The 26,004-nt window shown below is 63.3% G+C and carries 29 protein-coding genes; 12 read left to right on the top strand and 17 right to left on the bottom strand.

Annotation, left to right across the window (positions count from 1 at the left end):
* Positions 1 to 76: 76 nt before the first annotated feature.
* The 6 genes from flhB to flgB all read right to left on the bottom strand — a co-directional run bounded on the left by flhB (position 77) and on the right by flgB (position 3,623).
* Positions 77 to 1,150: a flagellar biosynthesis protein FlhB gene (gene flhB, locus V1286_RS08720; protein WP_334478932.1), complete on the bottom strand. Its 1,074-nt coding sequence runs from the start codon at positions 1,148 to 1,150 to the stop codon at positions 77 to 79.
* Between the two features lie 73 nt (positions 1,151 to 1,223).
* A complete protein-coding gene (gene fliR, locus V1286_RS08715) occupies positions 1,224 to 1,994 on the bottom strand; it encodes a flagellar biosynthetic protein FliR (RefSeq protein ID WP_334478930.1) in 771 nt (256 codons plus the stop codon).
* 14 nt (positions 1,995 to 2,008) lie between these two features.
* Positions 2,009 to 2,272 (bottom strand): flagellar biosynthesis protein FliQ, encoded by a 264-nt coding sequence (gene fliQ, locus V1286_RS08710; protein WP_025588824.1) that lies wholly within the window; start codon positions 2,270 to 2,272, stop codon positions 2,009 to 2,011.
* A 160-nt stretch (positions 2,273 to 2,432) separates the two neighbouring features.
* Positions 2,433 to 2,744, bottom strand: a complete 312-nt coding sequence (gene fliE / locus V1286_RS08705; RefSeq protein ID WP_108519765.1) for a flagellar hook-basal body complex protein FliE — start codon at positions 2,742 to 2,744, stop codon at positions 2,433 to 2,435.
* 16 nt (positions 2,745 to 2,760) lie between these two features.
* A complete protein-coding gene (gene flgC, locus V1286_RS08700; protein ID WP_334478929.1) occupies positions 2,761 to 3,186 on the bottom strand; it encodes a flagellar basal body rod protein FlgC in 426 nt (141 codons plus the stop codon).
* Between the two features lie 26 nt (positions 3,187 to 3,212).
* Entirely contained in the window at positions 3,213 to 3,623 is a 411-nt protein-coding gene (flgB, locus tag V1286_RS08695) for a flagellar basal body rod protein FlgB (protein WP_108519767.1), read from the bottom strand.
* A 436-nt stretch (positions 3,624 to 4,059) separates the two neighbouring features.
* Between flgB and V1286_RS08690 the strand changes: the two genes are divergently transcribed.
* The 4 genes from V1286_RS08690 to V1286_RS08675 all read left to right on the top strand — a co-directional run bounded on the left by V1286_RS08690 (position 4,060) and on the right by V1286_RS08675 (position 7,553).
* Entirely contained in the window at positions 4,060 to 5,127 is a 1,068-nt protein-coding gene (locus V1286_RS08690; protein ID WP_334478928.1) for a flagellar biosynthetic protein FliO, read from the top strand.
* The gene (gene fliP / locus V1286_RS08685; RefSeq protein WP_334478927.1) at positions 5,124 to 5,879 is read left to right on the top strand and encodes a flagellar type III secretion system pore protein FliP; all 756 of its coding nucleotides are present in this window, start codon (positions 5,124 to 5,126) and stop codon (positions 5,877 to 5,879) included. The genes V1286_RS08690 and fliP overlap by 4 nt, the downstream gene beginning before the upstream one ends.
* Positions 5,880 to 6,109: 230 nt before the next feature.
* Positions 6,110 to 7,093, top strand: coding sequence for a GGDEF domain-containing protein (locus V1286_RS08680; RefSeq protein ID WP_334489587.1), 984 nt, complete (start codon positions 6,110 to 6,112; stop codon positions 7,091 to 7,093).
* A gap of 136 nt (positions 7,094 to 7,229) precedes the next feature.
* The gene (locus V1286_RS08675; protein ID WP_108519770.1) at positions 7,230 to 7,553 is read left to right on the top strand and encodes a copper-binding protein; all 324 of its coding nucleotides are present in this window, start codon (positions 7,230 to 7,232) and stop codon (positions 7,551 to 7,553) included.
* A 333-nt stretch (positions 7,554 to 7,886) separates the two neighbouring features.
* Here V1286_RS08675 and V1286_RS08670 read toward each other — a convergent pair whose 3' ends face one another.
* Positions 7,887 to 8,108, bottom strand: coding sequence for a hypothetical protein (locus V1286_RS08670; protein WP_334478924.1), 222 nt, complete (start codon positions 8,106 to 8,108; stop codon positions 7,887 to 7,889).
* 257 nt (positions 8,109 to 8,365) lie between these two features.
* Here V1286_RS08670 and V1286_RS08665 point away from each other — a divergent pair, with 257 nt between their 5' ends.
* Positions 8,366 to 8,581 carry a hypothetical protein gene (locus V1286_RS08665; RefSeq protein WP_334478922.1) on the top strand — a complete coding sequence of 72 codons (216 nt, stop codon included), beginning with the start codon at positions 8,366 to 8,368 and terminating at the stop codon, positions 8,579 to 8,581.
* 125 nt (positions 8,582 to 8,706) lie between these two features.
* Entirely contained in the window at positions 8,707 to 10,101 is a 1,395-nt protein-coding gene (locus tag V1286_RS08660; RefSeq protein WP_334478921.1) for an FAD-binding oxidoreductase, read from the top strand.
* Positions 10,102 to 10,147: 46 nt separating this feature from the next.
* Here the strand turns inward: V1286_RS08660 and V1286_RS08655 are convergent, their stop codons facing one another.
* The 3 genes from V1286_RS08655 to V1286_RS08645 all read right to left on the bottom strand — a co-directional run bounded on the left by V1286_RS08655 (position 10,148) and on the right by V1286_RS08645 (position 14,828).
* Positions 10,148 to 10,384 (bottom strand): hypothetical protein, encoded by a 237-nt coding sequence (locus V1286_RS08655; RefSeq protein WP_108519774.1) that lies wholly within the window; start codon positions 10,382 to 10,384, stop codon positions 10,148 to 10,150.
* A gap of 153 nt (positions 10,385 to 10,537) precedes the next feature.
* A complete protein-coding gene (locus V1286_RS08650; RefSeq protein WP_334478920.1) occupies positions 10,538 to 10,921 on the bottom strand; it encodes a DUF1488 family protein in 384 nt (127 codons plus the stop codon).
* Between the two features lie 118 nt (positions 10,922 to 11,039).
* Positions 11,040 to 14,828 (bottom strand): tetratricopeptide repeat protein, encoded by a 3,789-nt coding sequence (locus V1286_RS08645; protein WP_334478918.1) that lies wholly within the window; start codon positions 14,826 to 14,828, stop codon positions 11,040 to 11,042.
* Positions 14,829 to 15,227: 399 nt separating this feature from the next.
* On the opposite strand from V1286_RS08645, the gene V1286_RS08640 reads away from it, so the two are divergent.
* Together V1286_RS08640 and V1286_RS08635 are read left to right on the top strand one after the other, a co-directional pair.
* Positions 15,228 to 15,449: a hypothetical protein gene (locus V1286_RS08640; RefSeq protein WP_334478916.1), complete on the top strand. Its 222-nt coding sequence runs from the start codon at positions 15,228 to 15,230 to the stop codon at positions 15,447 to 15,449.
* A 5-nt stretch (positions 15,450 to 15,454) separates the two neighbouring features.
* Positions 15,455 to 15,898 carry a hypothetical protein gene (locus V1286_RS08635; RefSeq protein ID WP_334478914.1) on the top strand — a complete coding sequence of 148 codons (444 nt, stop codon included), beginning with the start codon at positions 15,455 to 15,457 and terminating at the stop codon, positions 15,896 to 15,898.
* Positions 15,899 to 15,946: 48 nt separating this feature from the next.
* Here the strand turns inward: V1286_RS08635 and V1286_RS08630 are convergent, their stop codons facing one another.
* Genes V1286_RS08630 through fliL form a run of 4 tightly spaced genes read right to left on the bottom strand, consistent with a single transcriptional unit; the run spans position 15,947 to position 18,872 of the window.
* The gene (locus V1286_RS08630) at positions 15,947 to 16,729 is read right to left on the bottom strand and encodes a MotE family protein (protein WP_334478912.1); all 783 of its coding nucleotides are present in this window, start codon (positions 16,727 to 16,729) and stop codon (positions 15,947 to 15,949) included.
* On the bottom strand, positions 16,726 to 17,163 hold the full coding sequence (locus tag V1286_RS08625; RefSeq protein WP_334478911.1) for a DUF6468 domain-containing protein: 438 nt from the start codon (positions 17,161 to 17,163) through the stop codon (positions 16,726 to 16,728). Before V1286_RS08625 ends, V1286_RS08630 begins: the two co-directional genes overlap by 4 nt.
* Entirely contained in the window at positions 17,160 to 18,362 is a 1,203-nt protein-coding gene (gene fliM, locus V1286_RS08620) for a flagellar motor switch protein FliM (protein WP_108519780.1), read from the bottom strand. Before fliM ends, V1286_RS08625 begins: the two co-directional genes overlap by 4 nt.
* Positions 18,363 to 18,380: 18 nt before the next feature.
* Positions 18,381 to 18,872, bottom strand: a complete 492-nt coding sequence (gene fliL, locus V1286_RS08615; protein WP_334478909.1) for a flagellar basal body-associated protein FliL — start codon at positions 18,870 to 18,872, stop codon at positions 18,381 to 18,383.
* A gap of 386 nt (positions 18,873 to 19,258) precedes the next feature.
* Between fliL and flgF the strand changes: the two genes are divergently transcribed.
* Genes flgF through flgH form a run of 4 tightly spaced genes read left to right on the top strand, consistent with a single transcriptional unit; the run spans position 19,259 to position 22,683 of the window.
* Entirely contained in the window at positions 19,259 to 20,023 is a 765-nt protein-coding gene (gene flgF, locus V1286_RS08610) for a flagellar basal-body rod protein FlgF (protein WP_334478908.1), read from the top strand.
* Between the two features lie 17 nt (positions 20,024 to 20,040).
* Entirely contained in the window at positions 20,041 to 20,829 is a 789-nt protein-coding gene (gene flgG, locus V1286_RS08605; protein ID WP_334478907.1) for a flagellar basal-body rod protein FlgG, read from the top strand.
* Positions 20,830 to 20,839: 10 nt separating this feature from the next.
* A complete protein-coding gene (flgA, locus tag V1286_RS08600) occupies positions 20,840 to 21,925 on the top strand; it encodes a flagellar basal body P-ring formation chaperone FlgA (RefSeq protein ID WP_334478906.1) in 1,086 nt (361 codons plus the stop codon).
* 5 nt (positions 21,926 to 21,930) lie between these two features.
* Positions 21,931 to 22,683, top strand: coding sequence for a flagellar basal body L-ring protein FlgH (gene flgH / locus V1286_RS08595; protein ID WP_334478905.1), 753 nt, complete (start codon positions 21,931 to 21,933; stop codon positions 22,681 to 22,683).
* A 161-nt stretch (positions 22,684 to 22,844) separates the two neighbouring features.
* Here flgH and V1286_RS08590 read toward each other — a convergent pair whose 3' ends face one another.
* The 3 genes from V1286_RS08590 to V1286_RS08580 are packed head-to-tail and all read right to left on the bottom strand — an operon-like array spanning position 22,845 to position 25,806.
* Positions 22,845 to 24,368, bottom strand: a complete 1,524-nt coding sequence (locus V1286_RS08590; RefSeq protein ID WP_334478904.1) for a tripartite tricarboxylate transporter permease — start codon at positions 24,366 to 24,368, stop codon at positions 22,845 to 22,847.
* Positions 24,368 to 24,847, bottom strand: a complete 480-nt coding sequence (locus tag V1286_RS08585) for a tripartite tricarboxylate transporter TctB family protein (protein WP_334478902.1) — start codon at positions 24,845 to 24,847, stop codon at positions 24,368 to 24,370. The genes V1286_RS08590 and V1286_RS08585 overlap by 1 nt, the downstream gene beginning before the upstream one ends.
* Positions 24,844 to 25,806, bottom strand: a complete 963-nt coding sequence (locus tag V1286_RS08580) for a Bug family tripartite tricarboxylate transporter substrate binding protein (protein WP_334478900.1) — start codon at positions 25,804 to 25,806, stop codon at positions 24,844 to 24,846. Before V1286_RS08580 ends, V1286_RS08585 begins: the two co-directional genes overlap by 4 nt.
* Positions 25,807 to 26,004: the final 198 nt, after the last annotated feature.

Here is a 26,004-nt window from a genome sequence, read left to right as displayed (position 1 = left end):
GCCCCGCAAGCGCAAGCCCATCAGGCAGCTATTTGACAGATTGAAGGCATTTCAAGGCGATTTCCAGCGGTTCCTCTCACATTCTCCGGGCAGCAAGCCCGTTCTTCAGGCCCATGACGTAGCCGATGATCTCGGCGACCGCCTGATAGTGCTCGACCGGAATCTCCTCGTCGATATCGACGGTGGCATAAAGCGCCCGCGCCAGCGGCACGTTCTCCACGATCGGAATGTCGTGTTTCTTCGCGACTTCCCTGATCTTGAGCGCGATGTTGTCGGCGCCCTTGGCGACGCAGACCGGCGCCGACATGCCGCGATCGTAGGACAGCGCCACCGAATAGTGAGTCGGGTTGGTGATGATCACGCTGGCCTTGGGAACGGCGGCCATCATGCGCTTCTTCATCTGCTGTACCCGCAACTGCCGGATCCGGCCCTTGATGTGGGGGTCGCCTTCGGACTGCTTGTATTCGTCCTTGATCTCCTGCAGCGACATCTTCTGCCGCTCGTACCACTGCCGGTACTGGAAGAAGTAGTCGGCGATCGCGACCGCCGCCAGCATCGCCACCACCGCGCCCATCAGATGCAGCGTCAGATTGGTGGTGACGCCGAGAATCGCGGAGGGATCGAACATCAAGAACGATTCCAGGCGATGGCGCTCGGGCCACAGCACCGCCATCATGACGGCGCCGAGCGCGATCAGCTTGAACAGGCCCTTGGCGAAATTCGCCACCGCCTGCTTGCCGAAGATGCGTTTCAGTCCGGCGCCGGGAGATACCTTGCTGAATTTCGGTGTCAGCGATTCCGACGACCATACCAGCCGGTGCTGGATCATGTTGCCGGCGATCGCGGCGAGCATGAGCATCAACAGCGGCACGCCGATGGCGCCGAGCACGGCATAGCCCAGCGTGTTGCCGAGCGCCAGCAGCGCCGCGCCGTCGGCACGAAGCTGGCCCGCGTTGGCGATCAGGTTGCGCAGCGGCGTCAGGATGCCGCCGCCGATCGATCCCGAAAAGGTCGACAATATCAGCGTGGCGCCCGCGATGATGAACCAGGTGTTGACCTCCTGGCTCTTGACGACGTCCCCCTTGGCAAGCGCGTCATCGAGACGTTTTTGCGTAGGGTCTTCTGTTTTGTCGTCGGTATCGTCGGCCATCGCGGCGTCCTAGCATTTTGTTTGAGCATGATTTCCGCGACAACGCGGAACGCGTTTGCGCGGAGATCATGCTCTATTTCAGCGGCGTCAGCTCGTGCATCACGCCGATGAAGTAGTTGAGATAGGTTGCCATCATTCCGGTGAGGACGAAGGCGAAGATCAGGAAGCCAATCATGATCGACAGCGGCACGCCGACGAAATAGACCTGCATCGCCGGCATCAGCCGCGCCAGCACGCCGAGCCCGATATTGAAGACGAGGCCGAACACCAGGAACGGCGCCGAAAGCTGCATGCCGATCTTGAAGGCCGTGGCAAATGCGCGCGTGGCCAGCGCCGCGACGTCGCCGCTCGGCATCACTTCGCCCGGCGAGAAAATCCGGTAGCTCTCGTTCAGTGCCGCGATCACGAGATGGTGGCTGTCGGTGGCAAACAGCAGCGTCATGCCCAGGAGGGTGAGGAAGTTGCCGATCAGCAGGCCCTGTTGCCCCTGAGTCGGATCGACGGAGGTGACAAAGCCCAAACCGAGTTGCTGGGCGATCACCGAGCCGGCCACCGAGAGCGCCGACAGCGTGACGCGCGCGGTGGCGCCGAGCACGATGCCGATGACGATCTCGTGCATCATCAGCACGCCCAACGAACTCATCGAGGTCAGGTCGACCTGGTAGGCGGCGCGGTGCAGCGGCAGGATGATCAGCGTCAGCAGAAGCGCGATCCCAAGCTTGATGCGCACCGGGATGTTGCTCTCGCCGAATCCCGGCATCAGCATCACCATGGCGCCCACGCGGGCAAACACCAGCATGAAGGTGGCGGCAAGGGCCGGCAGCAGGGATATGTCGACGCGCATTCATTCACAATGCATCAACCGCCTATGATTCGCGACGATATCCGCATCATGTGACTGTGCAGCGAATCCGCCATGAACGGCAACGCCAGCAATAATGTCACGAAGATCGCGAGGATCTTCGGCACGAAGATCAGCGTCTGTTCCTGGATCTGGGTCAGCGCCTGGAACAGCGAGACCACGACGCCGACCACGAGTCCGATCACCATCAAGGGCGACGACACCACCACGATGGTCCAGATCGCATCGCGCGCCACGTCGAGGGTTTCAGCACCGGTCATTGTAGACTTCCCTTCTTCCAATTCTCCACCGTCATTGCCTGCGACAAACGCGAAGCGTTTGCGCAAGGGAGCGCAGCGACGAAGCAATCCATTCTTTCTGCCGCCCGATGGATTGCTTCGCTGCGCTCGCAATGACGAAACTCATGACGTCCAAGGGCCGTCAGATCGGCATCTTCATGATGTCTTCGTAGGACTGGATCACCCGGTCGCGCACCGACACCAGCGTCGAGACCGCGACGTCGGTCTCCGCGACCGCCGTCACCACGTCCATGACGTTGGCCTTGCCCGAACTCATCGCCATAGTCTGGGCGTCGGATTTCTTGCCGGCATCCAGCACGCTGCCCACCGCGTCCTTGAGCAGCGCGCTGAAGGACGGGCCGCCGGCGGTTTGGCCGCCCTTCTCGGCACCACCGGATTCCATGATGCGCGAAAGCGCGGCGTAGGCATTTGCTGCAACGGTGGGTGAAGCCATTTTCTATGGTTCCTGTTCAGGCCTTGAGGATGTCGAGCGTGCGTTGGATCATGCGGCGCGTGGCGCTGATGATGTTGAGGTTGGCTTCATAGGACCGCTGCGCCTCGCGCATGTCGGTCATTTCGACCAGCGGATTGACGTTCGGATATTTGACGTTGCCGGCCGCGTCCGCCGCCGGGTTGCTCGGCTCATGCTTGACGCGAAACGCCGACTGGTCGGTCCTGACCTTGTCGAGCGTCACCACCCTTGCGTCAAGCGTGCGGTCGAGCGCTGACGAGAATGTCGGCACCTTGCGGCGATAGGGATTGCCGGCGGCGGTCGGCGCGGTGGAATCCGCATTCGCGATGTTTTCCGAGATCACCCGCATCCGCCCCGCCTGCGCGCGCAACCCGGAGGTCGCGATGCTCATCGAGCGGGCGAAATCGCTTCCATCATCTGCCATGATCCGGTTCTCCTAATCGCGGCGCGTCAGCGTTTTCCGATGGCGGTTTTGAGCAGGCCGAGGCTGCGGGTGTAGAGCGAAGTGGCGGCCGCATAGTCCATCTGGTTGGCCGAGACCTTCAGCATCTGGTCTTCGAGATTGACCGAATTGCCGGCAGGCTTGGTCAGGAAGCCGCTCCTGCCGCCATCGCCCCTGAAACTCTGCCCGCCGCCGGAGACGCTGATATGGGTGGCACTGGTGCGCATCATGCCAAGCGAGCCCATCCCGCCGCCGACATTCGCGCCCTTGTTGTCGAACTTCGGCTCCACCAGGTCGCTCGGCCGGAAATTCGGGGTGTTGGCGTTGGACACGTTTTCGGCGAGCACGCGCTGGCGTTCCTGGTGCCACTGCATCTTGGTGCGCAGCGCCGACAGGATCGGAAGATCGTTGATGGCCATCGAGCCGGTTCCCCGTTAACCTCTGGCCGACGCCGCGAGGTAGGCAGAATTTGCCCGGTGTATGGTTAACGGCTGGTTAAAATTACGCTCGAGCGCCGTCGACATCCGCCAATACCCGCTGACAGCGCCAAAACGAGCGCATTTTCGCCACGAAAACTGCGTTAACCAGCACCAGCCGACGCGACTTGGGGCGCTCAGAAGTCGTTTTGGCTCAAGCGATTCTTGGTCTATTAATTAACCGGACGGCGGCGTTCGCCGTGGGGAATTAAGAAATAAGGCTGATCTCGGGCGTGATTCGCCGTCTCGCGGATCGCTTCGGAGCATGGTCAGGATGCCGGGAACCGTGTTCCCGGAGAACATGCTCGGACAGCAAGACCTAAGACCGCACTCGACGAAGCCAGCATCAAGAGAACGGCCCGTGGCCGGGGACTAAAGAATGCAATCACCTCTGACATTCCTCTTCGCATTCATCGCCGTTCTGGCGCTGATCGGCTTGGCCGCGTGGCTGGTCCGCCGTTTCGCCAATAACCGCATCGGCGCCAACACCCAACGCGGGCGGATGCCACGGCTCGCCGTGATCGACGCCGCCGCCGTGGACGGCCGCCGGCGCCTGGTGCTGGTACGGCGCGACAATGTCGAGCATCTCCTGATGATCGGCGGCCCGAGCGACATCGTGGTCGAACCCAATATCGTGCGTGCGATGCCCAACCGCGATCAAATGGCGCCACGCCCGGCGGTCGGCGAGCAGCCGCCGCGCATCGCGCCGCTACCCGATGCCGCCTGGAACGACGAAGCGGCCAGAGAGGCGGCAAGATCCGATTCGCGATCGACCGAGGCCTTCGATCATCCCGAACCGCAAATGCCGGAGCCGCCGCCGCGCCCCGCACGGCCCTCTTTCGCCGACGAAATCCGCCGCCCCGCGCCGCCGCCGATGCCGGAACGTCGCGGTGATCCGTTGACGGGCTTTGCGCCGGAATCGATCAGCGGCCGCCCGGAATCGGGCCCGCCGCGCCTCGGCCGCAACGAGCCGCTGATGCCACGGCCGCAGCGCGAGTTGCCCAAGGCACCGCCCATCCGTGAGGCACCGCCAGTCCGTGAGGCGCCGCCGGTCCGCGAGGCACAGCAAATCCGCGAGGCATCGCCAGGCCGCGAGACACCACCGTCCATCCGAGAGGCGCTGCCTGTCCGTGACGCTCCGGCGGTTCGTGAGACGCCGGCCCGGGCGCCTGAACGCGCTGCTGCTGCGCCGCCGCCTCCACCCCCTTCGGCCCCCGCGCCGTCAAGTGCCGACCAGAATCTGGCCGAAATGGCGCAGCGGCTGGAAGCCGCCCTGCGCCGGCCGGCCGAACCGGTGGCGCCGCCGGTAGCGCCGGAAACGCCGCCGCCCGCCCGGACCTCCCGCAACGAGCCTCCCGCGCCCACCCCCGCTCCGCAGAAGAGCGGCTTCGAAAATCTCGAAGACGAGATGGCGTCCTTGCTGGGTCGTCCGAAGAACCCTTCGTGAGGCCGGCGACTTCTCCGCGTAGAGTTTTATTTTTCTTAATCCTGACCGCCACCGGATCGCTTGCCGATCCGGCGCTGGCGCAGGACATCAGCATCAATCTCGGCCAGGGCGGCGGCGGGGTCACCGAGCGCGCGATCCAGTTGATCGCGCTGTTGACGGTGCTGTCGATCGCGCCATCGATCCTGATCATGATGACGTCGTTCACGCGGATCGTCGTCGTGCTGTCGCTGCTGCGCACCGCATTGGGTACCGCGACCGCTCCACCCAACTCGGTGATCATTGCGCTCGCGATGTTCCTGACCGCGTTCGTGATGGGCCCCGTCCTGCAGAAGTCCTATGACGACGGCATCAAGCCCCTGGTCGCCAACCAGATCGGGGTCGAGGAAGCGCTGCAAAAGGCTTCGGTGCCGCTGCGCGGCTTCATGCAGAAGAACGTTCGCGAAAAGGATCTGAAGCTGTTCGTCGATCTCTCCGGTGAGCCGCTACCAGCGACGCCGGAAGACCTGTCGCTGCGAATTCTGGTCCCGGCCTTCATGATCTCGGAGTTGAAGCGCGCCTTCGAGATCGGTTTCCTGCTGTTCCTCCCCTTCCTGATCATCGATCTCGTCGTCGCATCGGTGCTGATGTCGATGGGTATGATGATGCTGCCCCCCGTCGTGGTCTCGCTCCCGTTCAAGTTGATCTTTTTCGTGCTGGTCGACGGCTGGTCGCTGGTGGCGGGGAGCCTGGTGCAGAGCTACGGCGGCAACTAGCGGCCGATTCCCAGGGGTTCCACAACCCAATAGGTCAATATTAATTACGTATTTGCCGCGGAGTTTCCTGGCGAATTTAAGGTCAGATTAGTTCCTTCGTGCACAATGGAGGGCTTAGGGCACCGAATTTCGTAGCAAACGCATCACCGGATCAAACGATGGTAGGCCAGTCGATCGGCGAGATGGACGTCGAATACGCCACGACGATTGCCGACCGGGCTATGCGGTTGATGGCCCAGCAGTCAGTTCCTGCCACCCCGACCAATTTTGCGGTCTGGTTCGAATATTCCTTGGGCAATTCGCTGGCGCTGCGAAAGACCATCGACATCCTGATCGCCGGCAAGCGCAAATTCGACCCGGCGATCAACCACGAACTCTACATTACTTATGTGACGCCGCAGTCCAGCCCCGACCCGCTCGGTGACCTTCCCGAGCAGTTGAGCGGCCTGATCGCCACCGCCCAGCAATTCCTGAACACCGCCGTCACCGACAACCAGACCCACATCAAGGCGCTCGGCGAGGTGTCGTCCGAAGCCGCTGGCGCCGCAGATCCCCGGACTATCATTGCGAAACTGGTTGATGAATTGTCAAAGGCGACGTCGCGGGCCGCGACGCTGGAAGCAAATTTCGCCGCCACCTCGGAGGAACTGGACAGCATCCGCGATTCGCTGAAGGCGGCCGAGCAACGCTCCAACACCGATGCGCTGACCGGGCTCGCCAACCGGCACTCGATGGATGAGTTCCTCCGCCTCGCCCAGATCGCGGCGATGGAAAAGGACGAGGCACTCAGCGTCTTCCTGATCGACATCGATCATTTTAAGAAGTTCAACGACGATTATGGCCATCAGGTCGGCGATCAGGTGCTTCGGCTGGTGGCCAAGGTCCTGCAGGAAGGCGTTCGCGAAGTCGATCTCGCAGCCCGTTACGGCGGAGAGGAATTGATCGCGGTGCTTCCGGGAGCCGATCTCGAGGCCTGTACGTCGGTCGCCGAGCGCATTCGCCGCCGCATCGCCGAAGCGCGTCTGACGCGCCGTGCGACGGGCAAGGAAATCGGCAGCATCACGGTTTCGATCGGCGTGGCGCAATTCCGCCTCGCCGAATCCGCGGACGCCATGATCGAGCGCTGCGACCGCGGGCTTTATCAAGCCAAGCGGCTCGGCCGTAACCGCACGGTGACGGAAACCGAACTCGAGCCCGAGGCCGGCGCGGCCTAGCGGGATCGCTCCAGCATCAACGCACCTCCAGCTCTGCCTTGTTTGAAGCGTGAAGAAATTGCTGCACCGCGCTCCGGTGCGGAACTAATGCCGCAATTCCGGCTTATCGTAGACGCCCTACAGCCGGGAGTATTTCATGAAAATCGCAGGGATGATTATGGCTGCTACTGCGGCCCTCAGCATCGTCGGTACGTCGGCGCTTGCCCAGCAAACGCGTACGGGAATGGTGACGAGAATAGACCGGATCAGCGGCACCATCTCGATCAAGGATATGCCTGATGGCACCACCGGCGCGAACGCCGGCGCCGCGACCGAAGAATTCAAGGTCCAGGACGGCGCGCGGCTGAACGTCTTGCACGCCGGCGACAGGGTCACGTTTGCCGTGAGCGACACGGCGGGGACCAAGACCGTTACGAAGATCGACAAGACGGACGCGGTCACGAAGATCGACAAGAAGTGAGACGTTGCCGAAGTGAGATCCAGTCTCGTGATGTCTCGCTTCGCCCGAAAGAGCGAGGCTCGGAGTGCCCATCATACTTTGGGAGTCCGGGCCTCGTACCCTGAACTGCCCCTTCCGGATGGAGCCGCTCGGTACGGAATGCAATGTAGGTAATCCGGCCAGCGTGCCTTGATCTGCCGCAAACGCTCGCCCGACTTCATTCACGGAAAACCGGCACCGGCTTCTTACGGACTAGAGCATGATCCGGAAAAGTGGGTACCGGTTTTCCGAGAAGATCATGCTCAAATCAAAGAGATAGAGCGGGATGACGATTCGAAGAAGAGTCATCACGCTCTAGCGTGGCGGCGCCCGCTCGAGCGAAGCGCGAATTTCGGCGACTGTCTCGTCGCAATATTCGTTCAGTTTCTGGAATCGTTGCTGCAGCGCCCGAAGTTTTCCGGCGCGTTTGGCCGGCCCTTCCCGATCGATATTGAATCTGTCGGCGGGCGATGGGCGGGACGCCGCGGCCGCCAGCGCCGCTTGCATCGATGTGTCGTGACCGTCGCTGGAAGACATCTCTGCACGCCTCACAAATTGGAGTCCGGCCGGAAAAGGTCCGGTAGAATTTCCATGTGATCGCGCGCTGGCGTTGCGAGCTTGCACCCGACAGTGTGTTGTTTGGATGCCCGGCCGGGGTCGATTTGGTGGCAAAAGATGGATGGTGGTGGCAACCCTCGTATTCTTACGGACCTGTTTTTCCACGAATAAGATACAATCGGCAGCCAATTTCGCCGATGCTTTCCTTTGTTTTTTGTTGCTCAGCGATAATTGATATGTCCGCACCGCATTCAGAAACCGCCCTGCCGCCGCGCTGCGAAATTTGCGGGATCGGCACGGTCAGGATCGGGAAGCTGCCCCGAATCGGATTGCGCCCGCTCGTCTACGTCTACAAGTGCGATGCCTGCAACCAGATCACGTCGGTCGAGCCGGAGCGGCAGGAGGAAGCGATCCGTCGCCGCCCGGTGTCGACGCGACGGCCGCGGCGCTAGCTAGAATAGTCCAGTCAAGATAGACCGCACTTAAAAACGCGGATCCCCACGCCGGGCCGGGTTTCTTCCTGGCCATGCCGCATGTAAAGCTTCGGCCAAACTTCTCATAAAGAAGAGGCAGGGGCATGTCCGAGGACTTCATCGACGAACTGCGCAACGTGCTCGACAAGGGCACGGTGCTGGCAGGCGGCGACATCGACGCGCGCTATCATCACGATCTCGCCGGCAATCCGGTGCCGAAGCCGCGCGCGGTCGTCCGCCCGAGAACGACGGAGGATGTCTCCATGTTGCTGCGGCTCTGTCATCGCGAAGGCGTGCCTGTGACGACGCAAGGCGGCATGACCGGGCTGGTGCGCGGCGCGCTGCCGAATCCGAACGAAATCGTGCTGTCGATGGAGCGCATGAACAGCGTTGAAGAGGTCGATGTCTCCGCCGGCGTCGCCATCGCGCAGGCCGGCACGCCGCTGCAAAAGCTCCAGGAGCGGGTCGAGCAGGACGGCCTGATGTTTCCGCTCGACCTCGGCTCGCGCGGCAGTTGCACCATCGGCGGCAACATCTCGACCAATGCCGGCGGCAACCGCGTCATCCGTTACGGCATGACGCGTGACCTGATCCTCGGCCTCGAAGTCGTCACCGCCGACGGGACCGTGCTCAAGGGCCTGCGCAAATACATCAAGAACAATACCGGCATCGACTTAAAGCAGCTTTTCATCGGCAGCGAGGGCATCCTGGGCGTGGTGACGCGCGCCGCGCTACGCGTCTTTCCCGCGCCGGCGGAGCGGCAGGTGGCGCTGTGCGCGCTGCCCTCGTTCGGGCAGGTCACGGCATTCCTGAGGATGGCGCGGGAAAGTCTTGGCGGCGAACTGACCGCCTTCGAGGTGATGTGGAATGCCTACTACCGCCTCACGGTCGAACGCATAAAGGGCGTGGCCGGGCCTCTGCCGACCCACCATCCGTTCTACGTCCTGCTCGAGGCTTCCGGCAGCGACCCCGAGCGCATCCATGCCGACCTCGAGAAACTGCTCGAAACCGCGATGGACGACAACCTGATCCTCGACGCCACGCTCTCGACCTCGAATGCATCGGCCGCCGCGATCTGGCGCATCCGCGATTCCAGCGTCGAGCTTGGCCGCACTTTCCCTTACGCCGCGCGTATGGGCTTCGACGTCAGTCTCGCCATCGACAGGATGGAGGAATATGCGGATACGCTTGATGCACGAGTCAAGGCGATCGATCCACAAGCCTTCACCATCGTGATGGGACACGTCGGCGACGGCAATTTGCATCCCAGCGTGTATCACGAACATACGCCCGAGAAGCACGATGAATTCGAAAAGCTCGTCTACGACATCACCGGCGAATTCGGCGGCTCGATCTCGGCCGAACACGGCATCGGCATCCTGAAGCGGCCCTATCTGAAAATGAGCCGCACCGAAGAGGAAATCGAAACCATGCGCACGCTCAAGCGCGCCCTCGACCCCAAGAACATTTTGAACCCGGGGCGAATTTTTACGGTGTGAAGACGTTTTGGGCGGTCAAGCCTGGCCGGACGCTGGCAACTGCCAGTCACTCCTTAAAATTATACTGCTTGCAGAGGTGGTCGCCGATCTGGACCAGCATGGCGACGCATTCGGGATAACCCGGCTTGGCGATCGTGGCATCGTCGGCCTCGGCGCGGAATTCCCAGCTATCGCCGTCGGGGATCACCGAGATCGCAATACCCTCGGGACATTCGAGATGGGCCTTCAACTCGGCTCGCGCCATCGCAATGAGTTCGGCTTCGGTCTTGGCGGGCTTGCTCATCGTGATGGCGTCCTCCGGCAGGTTGTTTGCCTGCAGGTTGCCGCTTTGACGCGGATCTGTCGAGGGGTGACGGAACGACGCGCCATCTCGTCGCGCTCGCCCTGCCCGCCATCGCGATTGCAGCCGCTGTCGGCGCGACCGCAGCGCGGTGCGTTATTGCGCCGCGCTTGCCGGCCTCGTTTCGGCGATGACCCGCAGCGAAGCGGTTTTGTTCGTGTCCAGCTCCGAGCCGGTCGCGATCGAGTCGGCCGGCGACGACGGTAACTTCTGAATGTGCTTGGTGAATATCCTGATGACCCGGCCTTTGATCACAGGCACCCTGTCGAACATATCGGATGCGATGCCCTCGACGGCATCCCGCAGCGCCAAAAACTGCGCCTGCCTTGCGATGCTCTCCGTACCCTTCACGCCGCCGAGTTCGTCCAATGCGGCATCGCTGATCTGGCACTCGACAATATCGGCTTCGTTCCGCATGGTGAACCTGAACGCCAGGCGTTCATTGTCGTGTCCAATAATTCGGTCCCGGGTCAGCGGCATCGGACGGCCAGTTTTGGACGACTAGTGAGAGACGATAACAGGCAGCACCAGGGCGGCGCTGACGTCCTGCCTAATGCGTCAACTCGTCAAAAATTGGCCGAACCTGCGGCCAAATCCGCTACTTCGCCGGCTTCTTCAGATCAATCCGCCTGATGCCTGATATCGCGGGCAAGGAGCCAGTGTGGACCGGCTCGGCCCCGGACATTTCCGGCGATAGCGGCGCGCGGGCGGTGGCATCCGGGAAGCGGATCTTCATTTCGCGGATGAAGCCGTCGAGCGTGTCGACGCTGGCGGCCATCTTGGCGATCAGGGCGAATTCGGCGCTGTTGGAAGCGGCCGGCTTGCTCGCGGTATCGAATGCAAGCCGGTCGGCCTCGCCGGTCATCAGCGGCGCGTATTTCTCGCGGAAACGCGCCAGGCCGATCGCGTCCCCGGCCAGCGCATAGCCGACCACGGCGCGGATCACGTCGCTCTTCTCGGCGGCGTTGAGCGGCCTGAAGTCGCGCCAGCGGTCGGCGTAATACAGTTCGATCTGTTCGGAAGCCTCTCGCCACTGCCGCGACGCCCAATAAATGTCGGAGCGCAGCCGGATCGCTTCGCGGCCGGCGATGTTGGAGATGATATCGAGCGCCAGATCATGCCGACCGATGTCGCTTTGGGCCCGTGACTCGAGCAGCAGCCGCTGCTGCCGCAGTTCGCCGGAGAGATCGGCGATCCGGGTCAGGCGCAGCGCCGCGATCGCCCTATCCGGCTTGCGGTTGGTCAGGTAGACCATGGCAAGGCGTGCCGCCACCTGCGCGCGCGCGGCTCCCTCCAGCCGCTTGTCGACCTGGTACTGCAGCAGTTCGGCGGCCTGGTCGAGCAGGTCGACCGTAGCCAGCCGGTCCGCGAGGCGCCGGATCATCTCGTCGCCGCGCCGGCCGATCGGCGTCAATTCGCGAAACTCATAGAACATGGCGAGTGCGTCGACCGGCTTCATGTCGTCGCCCTTCGAGCCGACATAGATCTCCGCGAACAAGGCGGACGCCGCATCCTGGCCCTGCCGCGACAGTTCGGAATTGGGCTGCAGCTTCGTCGCGGTCTTGGCGGCTCCGAGCGAGTCGGCATAGCGGCCGGTTTCGGCGTAGATCTGGGCCATCTTGTTCAACGCCCTCAACTCGATCGCGTCGCCGCGCCAGGTGACCGACAACGTCTCCAGCTCGCGCAGCAAATCGGCCTGGCCGAGTTCGCTGCGTTTGTGCCGCAGCAAGGCCTCCAGCAGCCTCGCCTCCGCCGACGCCTGCCGGTCGCGGGACTGCGCCGCGTACCTGTAGGCGTCGAGCGCGTCCTTGTCGTGCCCCAGCGCCTCGGCGAGCCGCCCGCGCAGCACCGCGATCTCGGGCTTCATCTCGTTGGGAATACCGATCACCTCGAGTTCGCTGCGCCGCCGCGAGGCACCGGCATAGTCCTTTACCTCGAGCGAGGCCCGCATCGCGTCCGCGGTGACGATGCGCTGCAGTTCCGGCGGCAGCGCGGCGATCGAGAATTCGGCGTTCTTGAACTTTTCGCGCGCGTCCGCCCATTTTTCCTGACGGGCGAGCGCGAACCCTTTCCACAATTGGGAATCGTAGCCGTTGCCGATCGCAGGACTTGCAAGATCCTTCAGCGCCCGCTCGGGATGGCCGATCAGGATGCTGGCGACCGCATGCACCATCAGCACGGTGGCATCTTCGTTCCCCTGGTTGGTGTCGGAGAGGATGAGGTTGGTCACCCCCCTCGCCTCCTGATACATCCCGCGCGACATGTAGAAATTGGCAAGCTCGAGGCGGGCTTGCGCTTTTAGCTCAGGCCTCGCGGCGGCGGCAGCCTTGATCAACGCATCCAGTTTGGGGAGAAATTTCTCTTCCCGGTTCTTGCGCCATTCGTTGGCGTCGAACAGCGGCCGCACCGCCGCGGTGGCGCGTTCGGCGGCGACGTCGGCGGACGACAGCGTCAACCCGCCGGGCCGTCCAAGCATCACCTTGTCGGCGCCGACCTCGGCGTTGATGTCGTCGGAGTTCGGATGCACGACCACGCCGTGCACGGATTCCAGCAGCGATAGTTCGACGAAATCCTGCCGCTTGATGAGGCCGCGGGTCGGCGGCGGCGCGGTGACGACCAGCAGCGTATCGCCGGCGTCGGGATCGACCAGCCGGTGCATCGCGCCGGGATTGGCCAGCGGCACGGTGACATTGGCGAGCGCGGGATCGGTGATGTTCCGCAGCACCATCAGCGGCAGCGGCGAGGCCTGGCCGCGGTCGGCGAAGGTCAGCGTCCACTCGGCGCCGTTGGCGCGGCCTTCGCTTTCGAGCGAAGGGATCTGCGGCCGGTTAAGGCGGATGCGGATGGCCTGGCCCTTTTCCAGCGGCAGCCGGCTGACATCGCCGATGATGGCGCCGCCCTTGGCGCGGATCGGTTCGATATCGATCGGTTTGGCATGGTCGAACACCAGCCACAGCGTATCGGCACGGCGGAACAGCGCGGCCGGGGTCGGCGTGGCAAAGGAGAACGTCACGCGTAGGCCGTCGCTGTCGCGCCTCGCCTCGATGATGGCCGCCTTGTCCTTGACGCCGCTTTCCGGGGGCGGGCTGGATGCCGCCGGCGCTGGCTGCTTCGGCAACTCCGCGGGAGGTGGAGCCTGGCTGGGCGCCACGGCCTTCGGCGCTTCCGCAGCAGCGGCCTGGACCTGTTCGGCAGGCTGCGCCGCTTTCGCGGCTTCCGCCGGCGACGATGTTTTTTCCGCAGCCGCCATCTTCTCGGCCGCTGAAGCCGCGTTGTCATTGGCCGGCGTCACTTTTTCGACGGCAGGCGTTTTGACCTCGGTCACGGCCGGCGCTTCGGTCGCCTGCCCCGGCTTGATCTCGATCCTGGCCTGCTCGGCAATCATCTCCGAGGTGACGGGCGGAATTTCCGCCGGCTGCTGCAGTGACGGCGATTCCTTCAGGGCCTTGTCGCGCGAAACCCGCGAGGCAGGGCCCGGTTTGGCCGGTACGGCCGGCTTGGCCTCGGCATGCGGCGCGGCCAAAGCGGGTTTTTCCGCCTGCTGGAAGGCGACATCGATCACATAGTTCTTTTCCTCACGGAAGGAATGCACGTCGACCTCGCCGATCAGAACGATGTCGACTGCGGAAGAGTCGACGTCGGCCCGCTGGTTGATCGAGGCAATGTTCGGTGGCGCCGCCACCTTCGCATCCGCCAGGTCGAAATTGAGCACGCTGTTGAACTGCAGCGTCAGCTTCTGATCGTTCAGCACCGACGACACGTTGACGCCGTCGGGCATCTCGAACACGAAGCGGACGAAGGTCGGCTGCACCGAGGCGCGGACACGCACCGGCGGCCTCTTCTTTGCGGCATTGACCGCCATCTGCACGCGAAGCGCGCGCTCGGCGGCCCGTGCCCGGGCCGCCAGTTCGCGAATGACTTCGGCAGGAAGCGAGGGCGGCGGACCGGTCCAGCTATCGGGCAGGAAGTCGACGAAGATCCGCTCCCCCGCCGTCATGGTGTTGACGGTTGCCCGCCGTGCCAGCGATAGCCGGATCGCCGTACCGTCGGGATCGCGCCGCGCCGAGCCGACATAATCGGGAACGGCGTCCGACAATTTGTCGACGGGAATATCCACCGGGCGCTTGAAGTGGATGATGATGATCGAACCCGCAGTCGAAACCTCGGATTCGACGTCCTCGGCCAGTTTCAATACCAGCCGGGCGAAGCCGCCGCCGGACGTGAACGTCGCCTCCCCCCGGACCGGATCGTCGGCCCGGCAGGGCTGCGAAACAGCGATGCCGGCGAGCAGCAGGACAAAGGCAAGCGGCCGGCCGAGGCACAGCCGGGCCGCCCGCGCCAAAGCGCGGCCCTGCGACCCAGTTCCAGCGGCAGCCCTTTGCCCCATCCAGGAAATCTCGCGGCCTCAATGAGTTCTGCGGCGAAGCGCGCTCGCCTGCGGATTTGAATCTTGGATTGGCCGACTTAAGGTTTTGTTAACGTCAACTCATTGATTTCGTTGGAGAGGCGGCCTGGCGCCCGGACGAAGCATTACACGTCGCAGGATGGGTCGGAATCCGGCCCCTTTTCGTGATCATCCGGCACGCCGCAGGCTCGCACGCTGCGGCTCCTACCACAGCGCCGCCCCGCGTCTTGATCTGCATCAATAATCTCACGACGGTTGGAACCAACATCAGCCATCCCGTCTTAGGGAAACAATGGACCCGGGACGCGGGGCCGGCAATCGACAAACCAGCTCCCGGGCCTGCCAAACCTGCCTCAGGCAGCCAATTCGGAGTGCGTGAAAATGGCAACCCAGATCGTGATGGATCGTACCGGTGACACCCGCCATACATTCGACGTCCATGATCGCGCGGAGGTCGAAAAGGCCGAGCGGCGTTTCAGGGATTTGACCGGCGCAGGCTTTACGGCAGCGGTACGATCGGGGCCCGGCGAGCAACGGGTGATCCGCTCCTTCGACCCGACGGCGGAGGAAACGCTGTTTTATCCACGTCTCGTTGGTGGCTGACGGCGGTGACCCAGCAGATCGTCCTGGCGATGTGCTCGTTCGCCCTCGCTTTATTTGGCACGCTGCTGCTTTCGGCGCTTTCGCTGGTCGTGGCGCGATCGGGTACCTGTAGCAGATCGTTCCGCTACGAAACCGAAGCGCGAGCGCTGACCCTGTTGAAGGGCTGGCTCTCGCCGAAGCAGCGCGCCTGCTACGAGCGGTTCCGATATTTCGACGTCACCGGCAGCGATACCGGGACGCGCTATCGGATCCATCATGGCACGCAGACCAACATCGAGGAACTCAGCGGCACGGGCCACCACGTCTGCAAATGGTGCTTCGTTCCGGACGGCGACCTCGTCGCGGGCGATGTCATGCTGGCGCAGAAGATCGCCCTTGAAACCAACGAGCGCGGCGCGCTTGCCGTGGCCCATCGCTCGTTCGTTTCGTCGGGGCCGCGCAGGTTCTGACCGGGTGGCGCCAACGCCCTTTTACCGCGGGGTGCCCGGCACCCCGCGTCAATTGGGCTTTTGCTGCAGGATCTTGCCTTCGATCTTCGGCAGCTCGGCCGTGGACGTGGATTTATCGGTGCCGGCGCGGCGGGCCAGTTCGACCGTCAGCCGCTCGGCCGCTTCCGGCTGCATCAAGCCCAGAATGTCCGACATCTTGCGCGGCGCGATCTGGGAGGCGATGTCGTAGAGCACCGACATTTCCAGCCGGTCGAACACCTTGGCGGCATCCTTTGGCTTCATGCCCTCGTACATCGTGATGATGCCCTTGAAGCGAGCGGCGTCCTGCTCGGCCTTTTGGCCGGTCGCGGTCGATATCTTTGCTTCGGTGGCCTTCATTTCCTCGACGCGGCCCTCGATGCGCTTCTCGGCGGATTTCAAAAGGCTTTCGCGAATTTCAACTTCACGCGCGCGCTGCTCCAATTCCTGGCGCCGCGCCTGCAGCCGCTCCAGGATGGCGCGCTCCGACGGCGACACCGATTGCGGGTTCTGGTCGGGAAACACCACGACGCCGTCGGGCTTCGGCGCGTCGGTGGCGGGAGCGGCCGGCTTCGGCGCCTCTTCCTTTTTCTCCTCCTTCTTGACCGAACCGGTGATGTCGGCGGGATCGGCTTTAGCGCTGGCCGGATAGCCCAGATTGTCCTGCGCCCACGAACGCTTGGCCGGCTGGCTGACCTGATAATCGAACACGTATCCGCCATCGATCACGAGGCCCGCGATCTTCAGCACGGCAAGGCCGAAGATCGCGACCAGCACGACCGGAATGACACGGATGTCGCGAAACGACTTCATGCGGCGAGGCCACTGGCCCTTCTGCGTTCGGAGAATGCTTCAGCCGCCGCGGCAACCGCCTTGGCAGTAGAGACCTTGGGCGCTGCGGGCTCGGCCTCCTGCGAGGGCCGCGCCGCGATCGCGATCTTGGACAGCCGGCGAATGACGCCATCGCCTTCGGCGAGCATGTTCTTCAAGTGCCCCGCCATCTGCGTCGCCGCCGCAAGCTGGCTGCCGAGATTCTCGTTGACGTCGCGCACGGTGTGCTTGAGGCCGCCGATCGCCCGCTCGGCGATTTCGGTTGCGGTGATCAGTTCGGCGATCGTGGCCTTCAGCGAATGCTCGTCCGCCTTCAGCCGCTTCAGCCGCTTGTTGAGCAGCATGCAGTAGCCGATCGTGAGCATCAGCAGCACCGCCACCAGACTCTCGATCACAACGCCAAGGGAATGACTCATTGTGCCTCCATCAACTTGGTTTGCTCGTCGGCCTTCTCGAACATCGCGAAGGTGGTATTGGGCTTGCGCAACTGCTTGGTGACGCGAATGGCGACGCGATCGCCGACACGGCCCATGCGCCCTTCGGTCAAAAGAACATTGCCGCAGCGGACCTGTACCAGCGCTTCAGGGCGCATTTCCAGCGGCAGGGTATCGCCGACCTTCAGCTTCATCAGCTGCTTCAGCGGAATGTCGGCTTCATAGAGCACCGCATCGACCGATATCTCGGCCTGCGCCACTTCGGTCGCGAAATGGCCTTCCCAGATCGGATCGCGGCCGAACTTTTCGCCCATGAACATCTGGAGCAGAACCGGGCGGATCGGCTCGATGGTCGCGTAAGGCAGCAGCAACTCGATATTGCCGCCGCGGTCTTCCATGTCGATGCGCAGCCGCACCAGGATCGCGGCGTTGGCGGGCCTGGAGATCGCGGCGAAGCGCGGATTGGTTTCCAGCCGGTCGATCGAGAACGTCACCGGCGACAGCGGCCGGAACGCCTGCTCGGCGTCGGCCAGCACCACCTCGACCAGCCGCTTGACCAGGTTGGTTTCGATCGTGGTGTAGGGCCGGCCCTCGATCCGCAGCGAGGTCTGGCCGCGGCGGCCGCCGAGCAGCACGTCGATGATCGAATAGATCAGGCTGGAATCGACCGTCGCCAGGCCGAAATTTTCCCACTCCTCGGCCTTGAACACGCTGAGCACGGCCGGCAAGGGAATTGAATTCATGTAGTCGCCGAAGCGAACCGAGGTGATGCGGTCGAGCGAGACTTCGACGTTATCCGAGGTGAAATTGCGCAAGCTCGTGGTCATCAGCCGCACCAGGCGGTCGAACACGATTTCGAGCATCGGTAGACGCTCGTAGGACACCATCGCAGAATCGATGATGGCGCGAATGCCGGAATGGTCGTCGAGATTGACGTCGCCGACGGTGAAGCCGAGCAGATTGTCGATTTCTTCCTGCGACAGAACCCGTTCGCCGGAGTTCTTGTTGCCGAACTCGCGGCCGCCATCCTCGACCATGGCCGCCCATTGCAGCGCCATGCTCTCGGAGAGTTCATTGGCGGCAGCTTCTTCCGCGGCCGCCGCGGGATCCTCGGAATCGAGCGACGCCTCCCACTGGGCGGCAATCGCGTCCTGGTCCATCTGGTCTTGGTTGCCGGCCATGATGCTAGATCCGTTCCATCACTGCACGACGATTTCCTTGAACAACACGGCGCTCACCTGCTGCGGCGCCACCGCGTTGTTGACCCGCTTGGTCAGTTCTTCCTTGAGGCGAAACAGCCCGGCGGAACCGTTGATGTCGGAGGGACGCAGTTCGCGCAGGTAGGTCTGGAACAGGTCGGTGACGCGCGGCAGGCTCGGCTTGATCGCCTCGACCTGCTTCTCGTCCTTGATCTCGAGCACGACCTTGACGCGGAGATATTGCACCCGCTCGCCGGGGGCCCCGACCAGGTTGACCATCATATCGGGCACTTCGACAAATGACGGCGGCTTCGGCGGCGGCGCTTCGGCGTGCTTTTCCTCGCCATGGCCGCGCATCAGGAAGAACCAGCCGGCGCCGGCGCCGAGGATTGCGACGAAACCCGCCACCGCAATGATCAGCTTGAGCTTGCCCTTTTTCGACGATGCGGCTTCTGCGCCGTCTGCGCCTTCCACCTGCTCGTTGTCAGCCATTGCCCCGCCCGCTTCGATTCCGAAAAACGAACGCGGTTGCCACCAGCCTGGGTAACGATGCCCCCACAACGCGAAACAAAAGCCGCCAGCGCACACGCGCTCTACATCTGCAACGCTAGGGTAATAATGGTTAACGGAACCTTTCCATTAGCGCCCAACTAGGAAAAATCTGCCGGGCAAACATGGTCAACAAGACCTTTCTGCCGCCCGCCCCGCGCCCCGAAAAAAGCCTAACCCCTTAAAAATCCAGCATTTCCGTAACTGGCACGGCTTTCGCTGAGTAACTGGCGTGACCTGCCGGCTTGGGAGAGCCCAAAGGTTTACGACGGATCCGGACCACGGGCTTGGGAGAGCCTGTTTCGGATCGATCAAGGGGAGAACCACCGATGGAGAATATGCTTCTCGTCGGACTTTCGCGGCAGATGACGCTGGAACGGCAGTTGGATGTCGTCGCCAACAACGTCGCCAACATCAACACGACCGGCTTCAAGGCCGACCGGTCGCTGTTCGAGGAATATCTGCGCTCGCCGGCGCATGAAGACAATTTCGTGCACGCCGACCGCCGCGTCTCCTTCGTGCACGACCGCGCCACCTTCCACGATTTCGCGCCCGGCCCCTCCGAGCAGACCAAGAACCCGCTCGACGTCGCGATCGACGGGAACGCCTTCCTGGTGGTGCAGACGGCCGCCGGCGAGCGCTACACCCGCGACGGCGGCCTGCAGATCAACAATCAGGGCCAGCTCGTGACCGCGAGCGGCGATCCGGTGCTGGGCACCTCCGGCCCGATCGTGTTCCAGCCCACCGACAAGGCGATCAACATCGCAGCCGACGGCAATATCACGGTCCTCGAGGGCACCGGCAGCACCGACGCGGTCCGCGGCAAGCTGCGGCTGGTCAATTTTGCCGACGCGCAGAAGCTCGTGAAGGAAGGCGGCAACCTCTACTCCGCGGGCCAGGGCGTCGCCGCCCAGCCCGACACCACCGCGCGGGTCCGCCAGGGCTTTATCGAGAAGTCGAACGTCAATTCCGTCCACGAAATGAGCCGCATGATCGAGATCACGCGTACCTACACGCAGATCTCGGCGATGCTGCAACAGCAGCACGACCTGCACCGAACCGCAGTCGAGAAACTCGCCGACGTTCCGGCATAACCGTAAGGCATTGATCGATGCGCGCTTTATACTCAGCAGCGACCGGCATGGCGGCACAGGAACTCAACGTTCAGGTGATCTCCAACAACATCGCGAATATGCGCACCACCGGCTACAAGAAGCAGCGCGCCGCGTTTCAGGACCTGATCTATGACCACGTGCGCCGCGTCGGCGCGCAAGCCTCCGACCAGGGCACCATCCTGCCCGTCGGCGTCGACATCGGCGGCGGCGTCAAGACCGTCGGCACGCCGCGCCTGATGAGCCAGGGCACGCTATCGCCGACCGGCAACGACCTCGACATCGCGATCCGCGGCGAAGGCTTCTTCAAGATCCAGGTGCCCGACGGCACCTATGCCTATACCCGCGACGGCTCGTTCATGATGGACGCGCAGGGCCGCGTCGTCACCGCACAGGGCAATCCGGTGCAGCCAACGATCACGATCCCGCAGAATTCCTCACAGATCACCATCAACGCGCAGGGCCAGGTCACCGTGATCGTGCCCGGCTCGACCACACCGACGCAGGTCGGCCAGATCGGCCTGACCCGCTTCATCAACAAGGCCGGCCTCAACCCGATCGGCGACAATCTGTTCACGGACACGCCCGCCTCCGGCACGCCGCAGGACGGCGTCGCCAACACCGACGGCTTTGGTGACATGCAGCAGGGCAATCTCGAACAGGCCAATGTCGAGGTGGTGACCGAAATCTCCGACCTGATCGCCGCCCAGCGCGCCTATGAGATGAACGCCAAGGTGGTCAGCGCGGCCGACCAGATGATGCAATCGACCGCCAACATGTTCCGCTAAAGGACTGGTCATGATCGCCCGCGCCCTCCTCCTGGCCACAGCCCTGATCGCCGCATCGAGCGCGGCCGCGGTCGCGCAGACCCAGGAAAGCTTCACGAACCGCAATGTGATCGCCGCACCCGTGCTGCGCGCCAACGTGCAGGTGTCGGGCGATCTGGTGCGGATCGGCGACGTCATCGACAATGCCGGCAGCGCAGCGCAGATCGCGATCTACCGCGCGCCGGATCTGGGCACCACGGGCTCGCTGCCGGTCGCGCAGGTGCTCAACACCCTTCGCGCCCATCATGTGATCGGCGTCGATACCCGCGACCTCAGGGAAATTTCGGTGACGCGTCTGGCTCGTACGCTCGAGGGCAAGGATATCGAGTTGCAGATCGCCCGCGCGCTGGAACGCCGCAACGGTCTCGGCGACGCCGCCAATCTGTCGCTGACTTTCGACCGCGACCCCAGCGACGTCAGGCTGGACGCCGGCTTCACCGGCGCCATGCAGGCAGCCATCGTGCGCTACGACAACCGCAACGGCCGCTTCGACGTCACCTTTGAAATCGGCAACGACAACGGCGCCGCCGCGGCCAAGCTGCGTTTCACCGGCACGGCGATCGAGACCGTCGAAGCCACGGTGCTGGCACGCAATGTCGAGCGCAATGAGATCCTGAAATCATCCGACGTGGTGGTCGAGCGTCGCCCGAAAGCGGAAGTCGGCGCTGATGCCGCCGCGCGCGACCGCGCGGTGGGCATGCAGGCCCGCCGCCAGCTCCGCGCCGGCCAGGCGATCCGCACCGCCGATCTCGTCAAACCCGACCTGGTGCAGCGCGACCAGAACGTCATGTTGGTCTACGAGGCGCCCGGAATCTATCTCACCATGCGCGGCAAGGCGCTGGACAACGGCACCGAAGGCGACGTCGTCAGCGTCATGAACGTGCAGTCGAAGCGCACGCTGTCCGGCACCGTGATCGGCCGCGGCCAGGTTTCGATCACGCCGCCGGCGTCACGCCCGGCGCAGACCAGCGATGCCACCTCCTCGCTCGGCACCACACAACCCGCGCCCGTCGCCTTAGCCACCGTCAGTTCGCCAGTCGCTCCAAAAGCCGAGTAATGTAAATGTCAGTCATCCGTCTCAACCGCATCATTCTCACGGGCGCCATGCTGTCGCTGGCCGCCTTGGCCAGCGGTTGTTCCTCGATCGACCGTCTGTCGCAGATCGGCGAAAAGCCGAAGCTGACGGAGATCGAAAACCCGACCACGCAGCCCGGCTACAAGCCGGTGCAGATGCCGATGCCGAAGTCGGAGCAGGCTTCCTACAATGCCAACTCGCTGTGGCGGAACGGCAGCCGCGCCTTCTTTAAGGACCAGCGCGCCGCCCGCATCGGCGATCTGCTAACCGTGACCGTCAACATCACCGACAAGGCCAACCTGTCCAATGAGACCCAGCGCAGCCGCACCGCCAAGGAAGACTCCGGGATTTCCGACTTCATCGGATCCCAGACGATCACGCAGCCGCTCAAGATTTTGCCCGGCAAGATCCTGACCACGGACTCGACGTCGTCGAGCGACGGCAAGGGCTCGGTCAACCGCCAGGAGTCTCTCACCACCAACGTCGCCGCCGTGGTGACGCAGGTGCTGCCGAACGGCAATCTCGTGGTCGAAGGCAAGCAGGAGATCCGCGTCAACTTCGAAATTCGCGAACTGATCGTCGCCGGCATCGTCCGCCCCGAAGACATCCAGAGCGACAACACCATCGATTCCTCCAAGATCGCGCAGGCCCGCATCGCCTATGGCGGCCGCGGCCAGATCACCGACGTGCAGCAACCCCGCTACGGCCAGCAGGTGATGGACGTGCTGCTGCCGTTCTAGTTTTTCTTAGAGCTCCCACACCTCATCGCGAACCTAGGCGCGATGAAGTGTATCAACGCGGCCTCCGCCAGCTCCCCTGGCGGAGGCCGTGGTCGTTTGGCTGAATGTCAGGAATGGAGACATCGCCGTCGCAAATCTCCAAAGGGCATCATGACCTCGGTTCAAAAATCCGGCTCTTCCTCGGTGAGCCGGTTCTGGTGACGCCAATGCTGCCATATGGCCAACCCGACCGAGGCCGCCGCCGCCAGCAGCAGCAGGCCGGAAATCGGTCGCGTCAGGAAAAGCCAGGGATTCGCGTCGGTCATGATCGCGCGCACCAGATTGATTTCGATCTGGTCGCCGAGAATTAAACCTAAGATCAGCGGCGCGAGCGGAAAGCCGAGCTTGACCAGCACGTAACCGACGACGCCGAACAGCAGCAGCACGTAGACGCTCTGCATGATATTGTTGAGCGCGTAGGCGCCGACGACGCAGAGCACGAGCACGACCGGCGCCAGCACCGCCATCCGCACCGAGGTCACGCGCAGCATCAGCGGCATCAGCACGATGCAGATCAGCAGCATGCAGGGGTGCGCCAGGATGTAGGCCGCATAGATGCCATAGGCGATATCGGGGTTTTGCGAGATGAATAGCGGTCCCGACTGAATGCCGTGGATCGTCATCGCGCCCAGCATCACGGCGGTTACGGCGTCACCGGGGATGCCGAATGCCATGATGGTCATCAGCGAGCCGCTGACATTTGCGTTGTTCGAGGCTTCCGAAGCGATGATGCCCTCGGGGTGCCCCTTGCCGAAACGATCCGGCGTTTTCGAGAACTTCTTGGCCTGGTCATAGGCCATGACGCTCGATGCGCTACCGCCGATGGCAGGCAGGATTCCGATAATCAGCCCGACGATCGTTGCCCACGCAAGCAGGAACGGCTGCTTGAAGATTTCCAGGTTCACCTTGAGGTGCGAGAAGCGCTCGAGCCTGACCCCGACCAGCGATTCCACCGCCTGGCCGCGCGGCGAATTGAGCTTCTCCAGATCGGTCATGATTTGCGCGAAAGCGAAAATGCCGATCAGCACGGGGAGGAACGGAAAGCCGCCGCCGATGAACGCCGAGCCGAAGGTAAAGCGCGGCACGCTGCCGATCGGATCGTGGCCGACCACCGTGATCAACAACCCGATGGCGGTCGAGATCAGTCCCTTGAGGAGCGAGGATTCGGTGAGACCCGCTACCATCGCCATGGCGAGCACGAACAGCGAGAAGTACTCCCATGGCCCGAATTCCAGCGCGATCGCCGCAAGCGGCCCGGTGAGGAACACCAGGAATAAGGCGCCGAGCAGGCCGCCCCAGACCGAAGCCCAGACGCCGAGCCAGATGGCACGGCCCGGCTCGCCGTTGCGCGCCATTGGAAAGCCGTCGAACGTGGTGGCGATCGAAGAAGGCGAGCCCGGGATACCAAGCAGACAGCAGGCGATGAGGCCGCCGGTCGATCCGCCGACATAGACGCCGGTCATCGCCGCAAGGCCCGCCAGCGGATCGAGCCCATAGGTGAACGGCAGCACCACGATGACCGTCATGGTGATGGTGACGCCCGGCAGCGAACCACCGATCACGCCGATGAATGTGCCGGCAAACAGCGGCAACAGATATTTCCACTGGGCGACGTTGAAGAGGCCGTTCCAGAGTAAATCGAGCATCAGAAGCCCGTCCAGGCGCCGCGTGGCAGCAGCACCAGCAGGTATCGTTCGAAGACGAAGTAGCTCACCATGGCAGTGCCGAGCGCAATCGCGGCGAGTACACCCCATTGCTGCGCCGTTCGCGGACGGTCCAAAGCGGCCTGCAGCGCGCCGACGAACAAGACCGTGGCGACGCGAAATCCCACAAGCGGCAGCAGCACCACATAGGCGCCGACGATTGCGAACGCGATCACGACCAGGCGATAATTTCGTCGTGGCGCCTCACCCGCGCCGGCTGCGGCCGCCGGGCGGCGCTTCAGGAGGTCCTGCAGAACTAATAGCGCGCTCGCGGCCGCCATGAACGACAGCACGATGGCCGGGTAAAAACCCGGCCCGACCGGAACGATCGGCAGGGACGGAAGCTGGAACGACTTGACCAGGAGGACCAGGCTGATCGCGAGCAGAATCAGCCCGGCAATTCCGTCGCGGCCGATACTCATTTCTTGATCAGGCCGAGATCGGTCATGACGACCTTGTTCTCGTTGTCGATCTTGGCGAGGAACTGCGCATAGTCATTGGCATTGAGGAATGCCACGCGGGTTCCTTGCAGCTTCATCGCCTGGGCGAAACTCGGCTCCTTGGTCGCCTTGGCGCAGCTCTCCTCGAGTTTGGCGCGCACCTGCGCGGGTGTCCCTTTGGGGACGAAGATGCCGCGCGCCACTTCGTACACGATGTTCATGCCGAGGTCCTTGAGCGTCGGCACGTCGGGCGCTTCCGGATCGCGCTTCTCGCTGGCGATCGCGATGTAGCGCAGCAGGCCGGCTTCGACCTTGCCCTTCTGCGTCAGGTTGGAGTCGGTGAGGTTGATGTGCCCGCCAAGCAGCGCGTTCATCCGCGGGGCCAGGCCGTCGTAGGACACGAACTTGAATTTCACGCCGGCCGCCTTCTCGATCATTGCCGGGAAGATGTGGCTGGTCGAGCCGAGCGTGGCGCCCACCGTGATCTCGCCCGGCCGCTTCTTGGCGTCGTCGGCGAGCTCCTGCCAGTTCTTCCAGGGCGTTTTGGAACTTGCGGTCAGCACCGAGGGCGTCGCCGAGACCAGGCAAATCGGCTCGAAGTCGGTGTATTTGACGTCACTGATGCCCGCGTAGAACGTCAGGTGAATGTAATCGTGCACCGCGTAGACCGTATAGCCGTCGGGCGCCGCAGCCTTGGCCTCGCGCGCGCCGGTAGTGCCGGACGCACCGCCGACGTTGGCAACAACCACCGGTTGGCCGATGTGCTTCTGGAGTTCGGCGGCGAACGGCCGGAAGATATTGTCGGTGTCACCGCCCGCAGCCCATGGCACGATCATCTTGATGGGGCGGTCGGGATATTGCGCCATCGCTGGAGCCGATAAGGCGGCCAGCACGCCGACCAGCGCGGCTGCGCCGACCATCGTCACGAATGTCCTTGCCATCCGTCCTCTCCCTGGTCGTTTCGTGGGCCATTCAGGCTCTCTGTCGGGACAATAACAGCCGATCCCCGCAGGGGAAAGCCCTGCGGGGATCGCATGCCCGCTACGGCCAGCAGGTGATGGACGTGCTGTGCCGTTCTGAGTCTTATCCAGAGCTCCCACACTCCATCGCAAACCTAGGCACGATGACATGTATCAACG

Source organism: Bradyrhizobium algeriense, assembly GCF_036924595.1.
In the GTDB taxonomy this organism is placed as follows: domain Bacteria; phylum Pseudomonadota; class Alphaproteobacteria; order Rhizobiales; family Xanthobacteraceae; genus Bradyrhizobium; species Bradyrhizobium algeriense.
The sequence above is the reverse complement of the archived record's forward strand: the minus strand, read 5'-3'. Positions and strand labels throughout refer to the sequence as shown.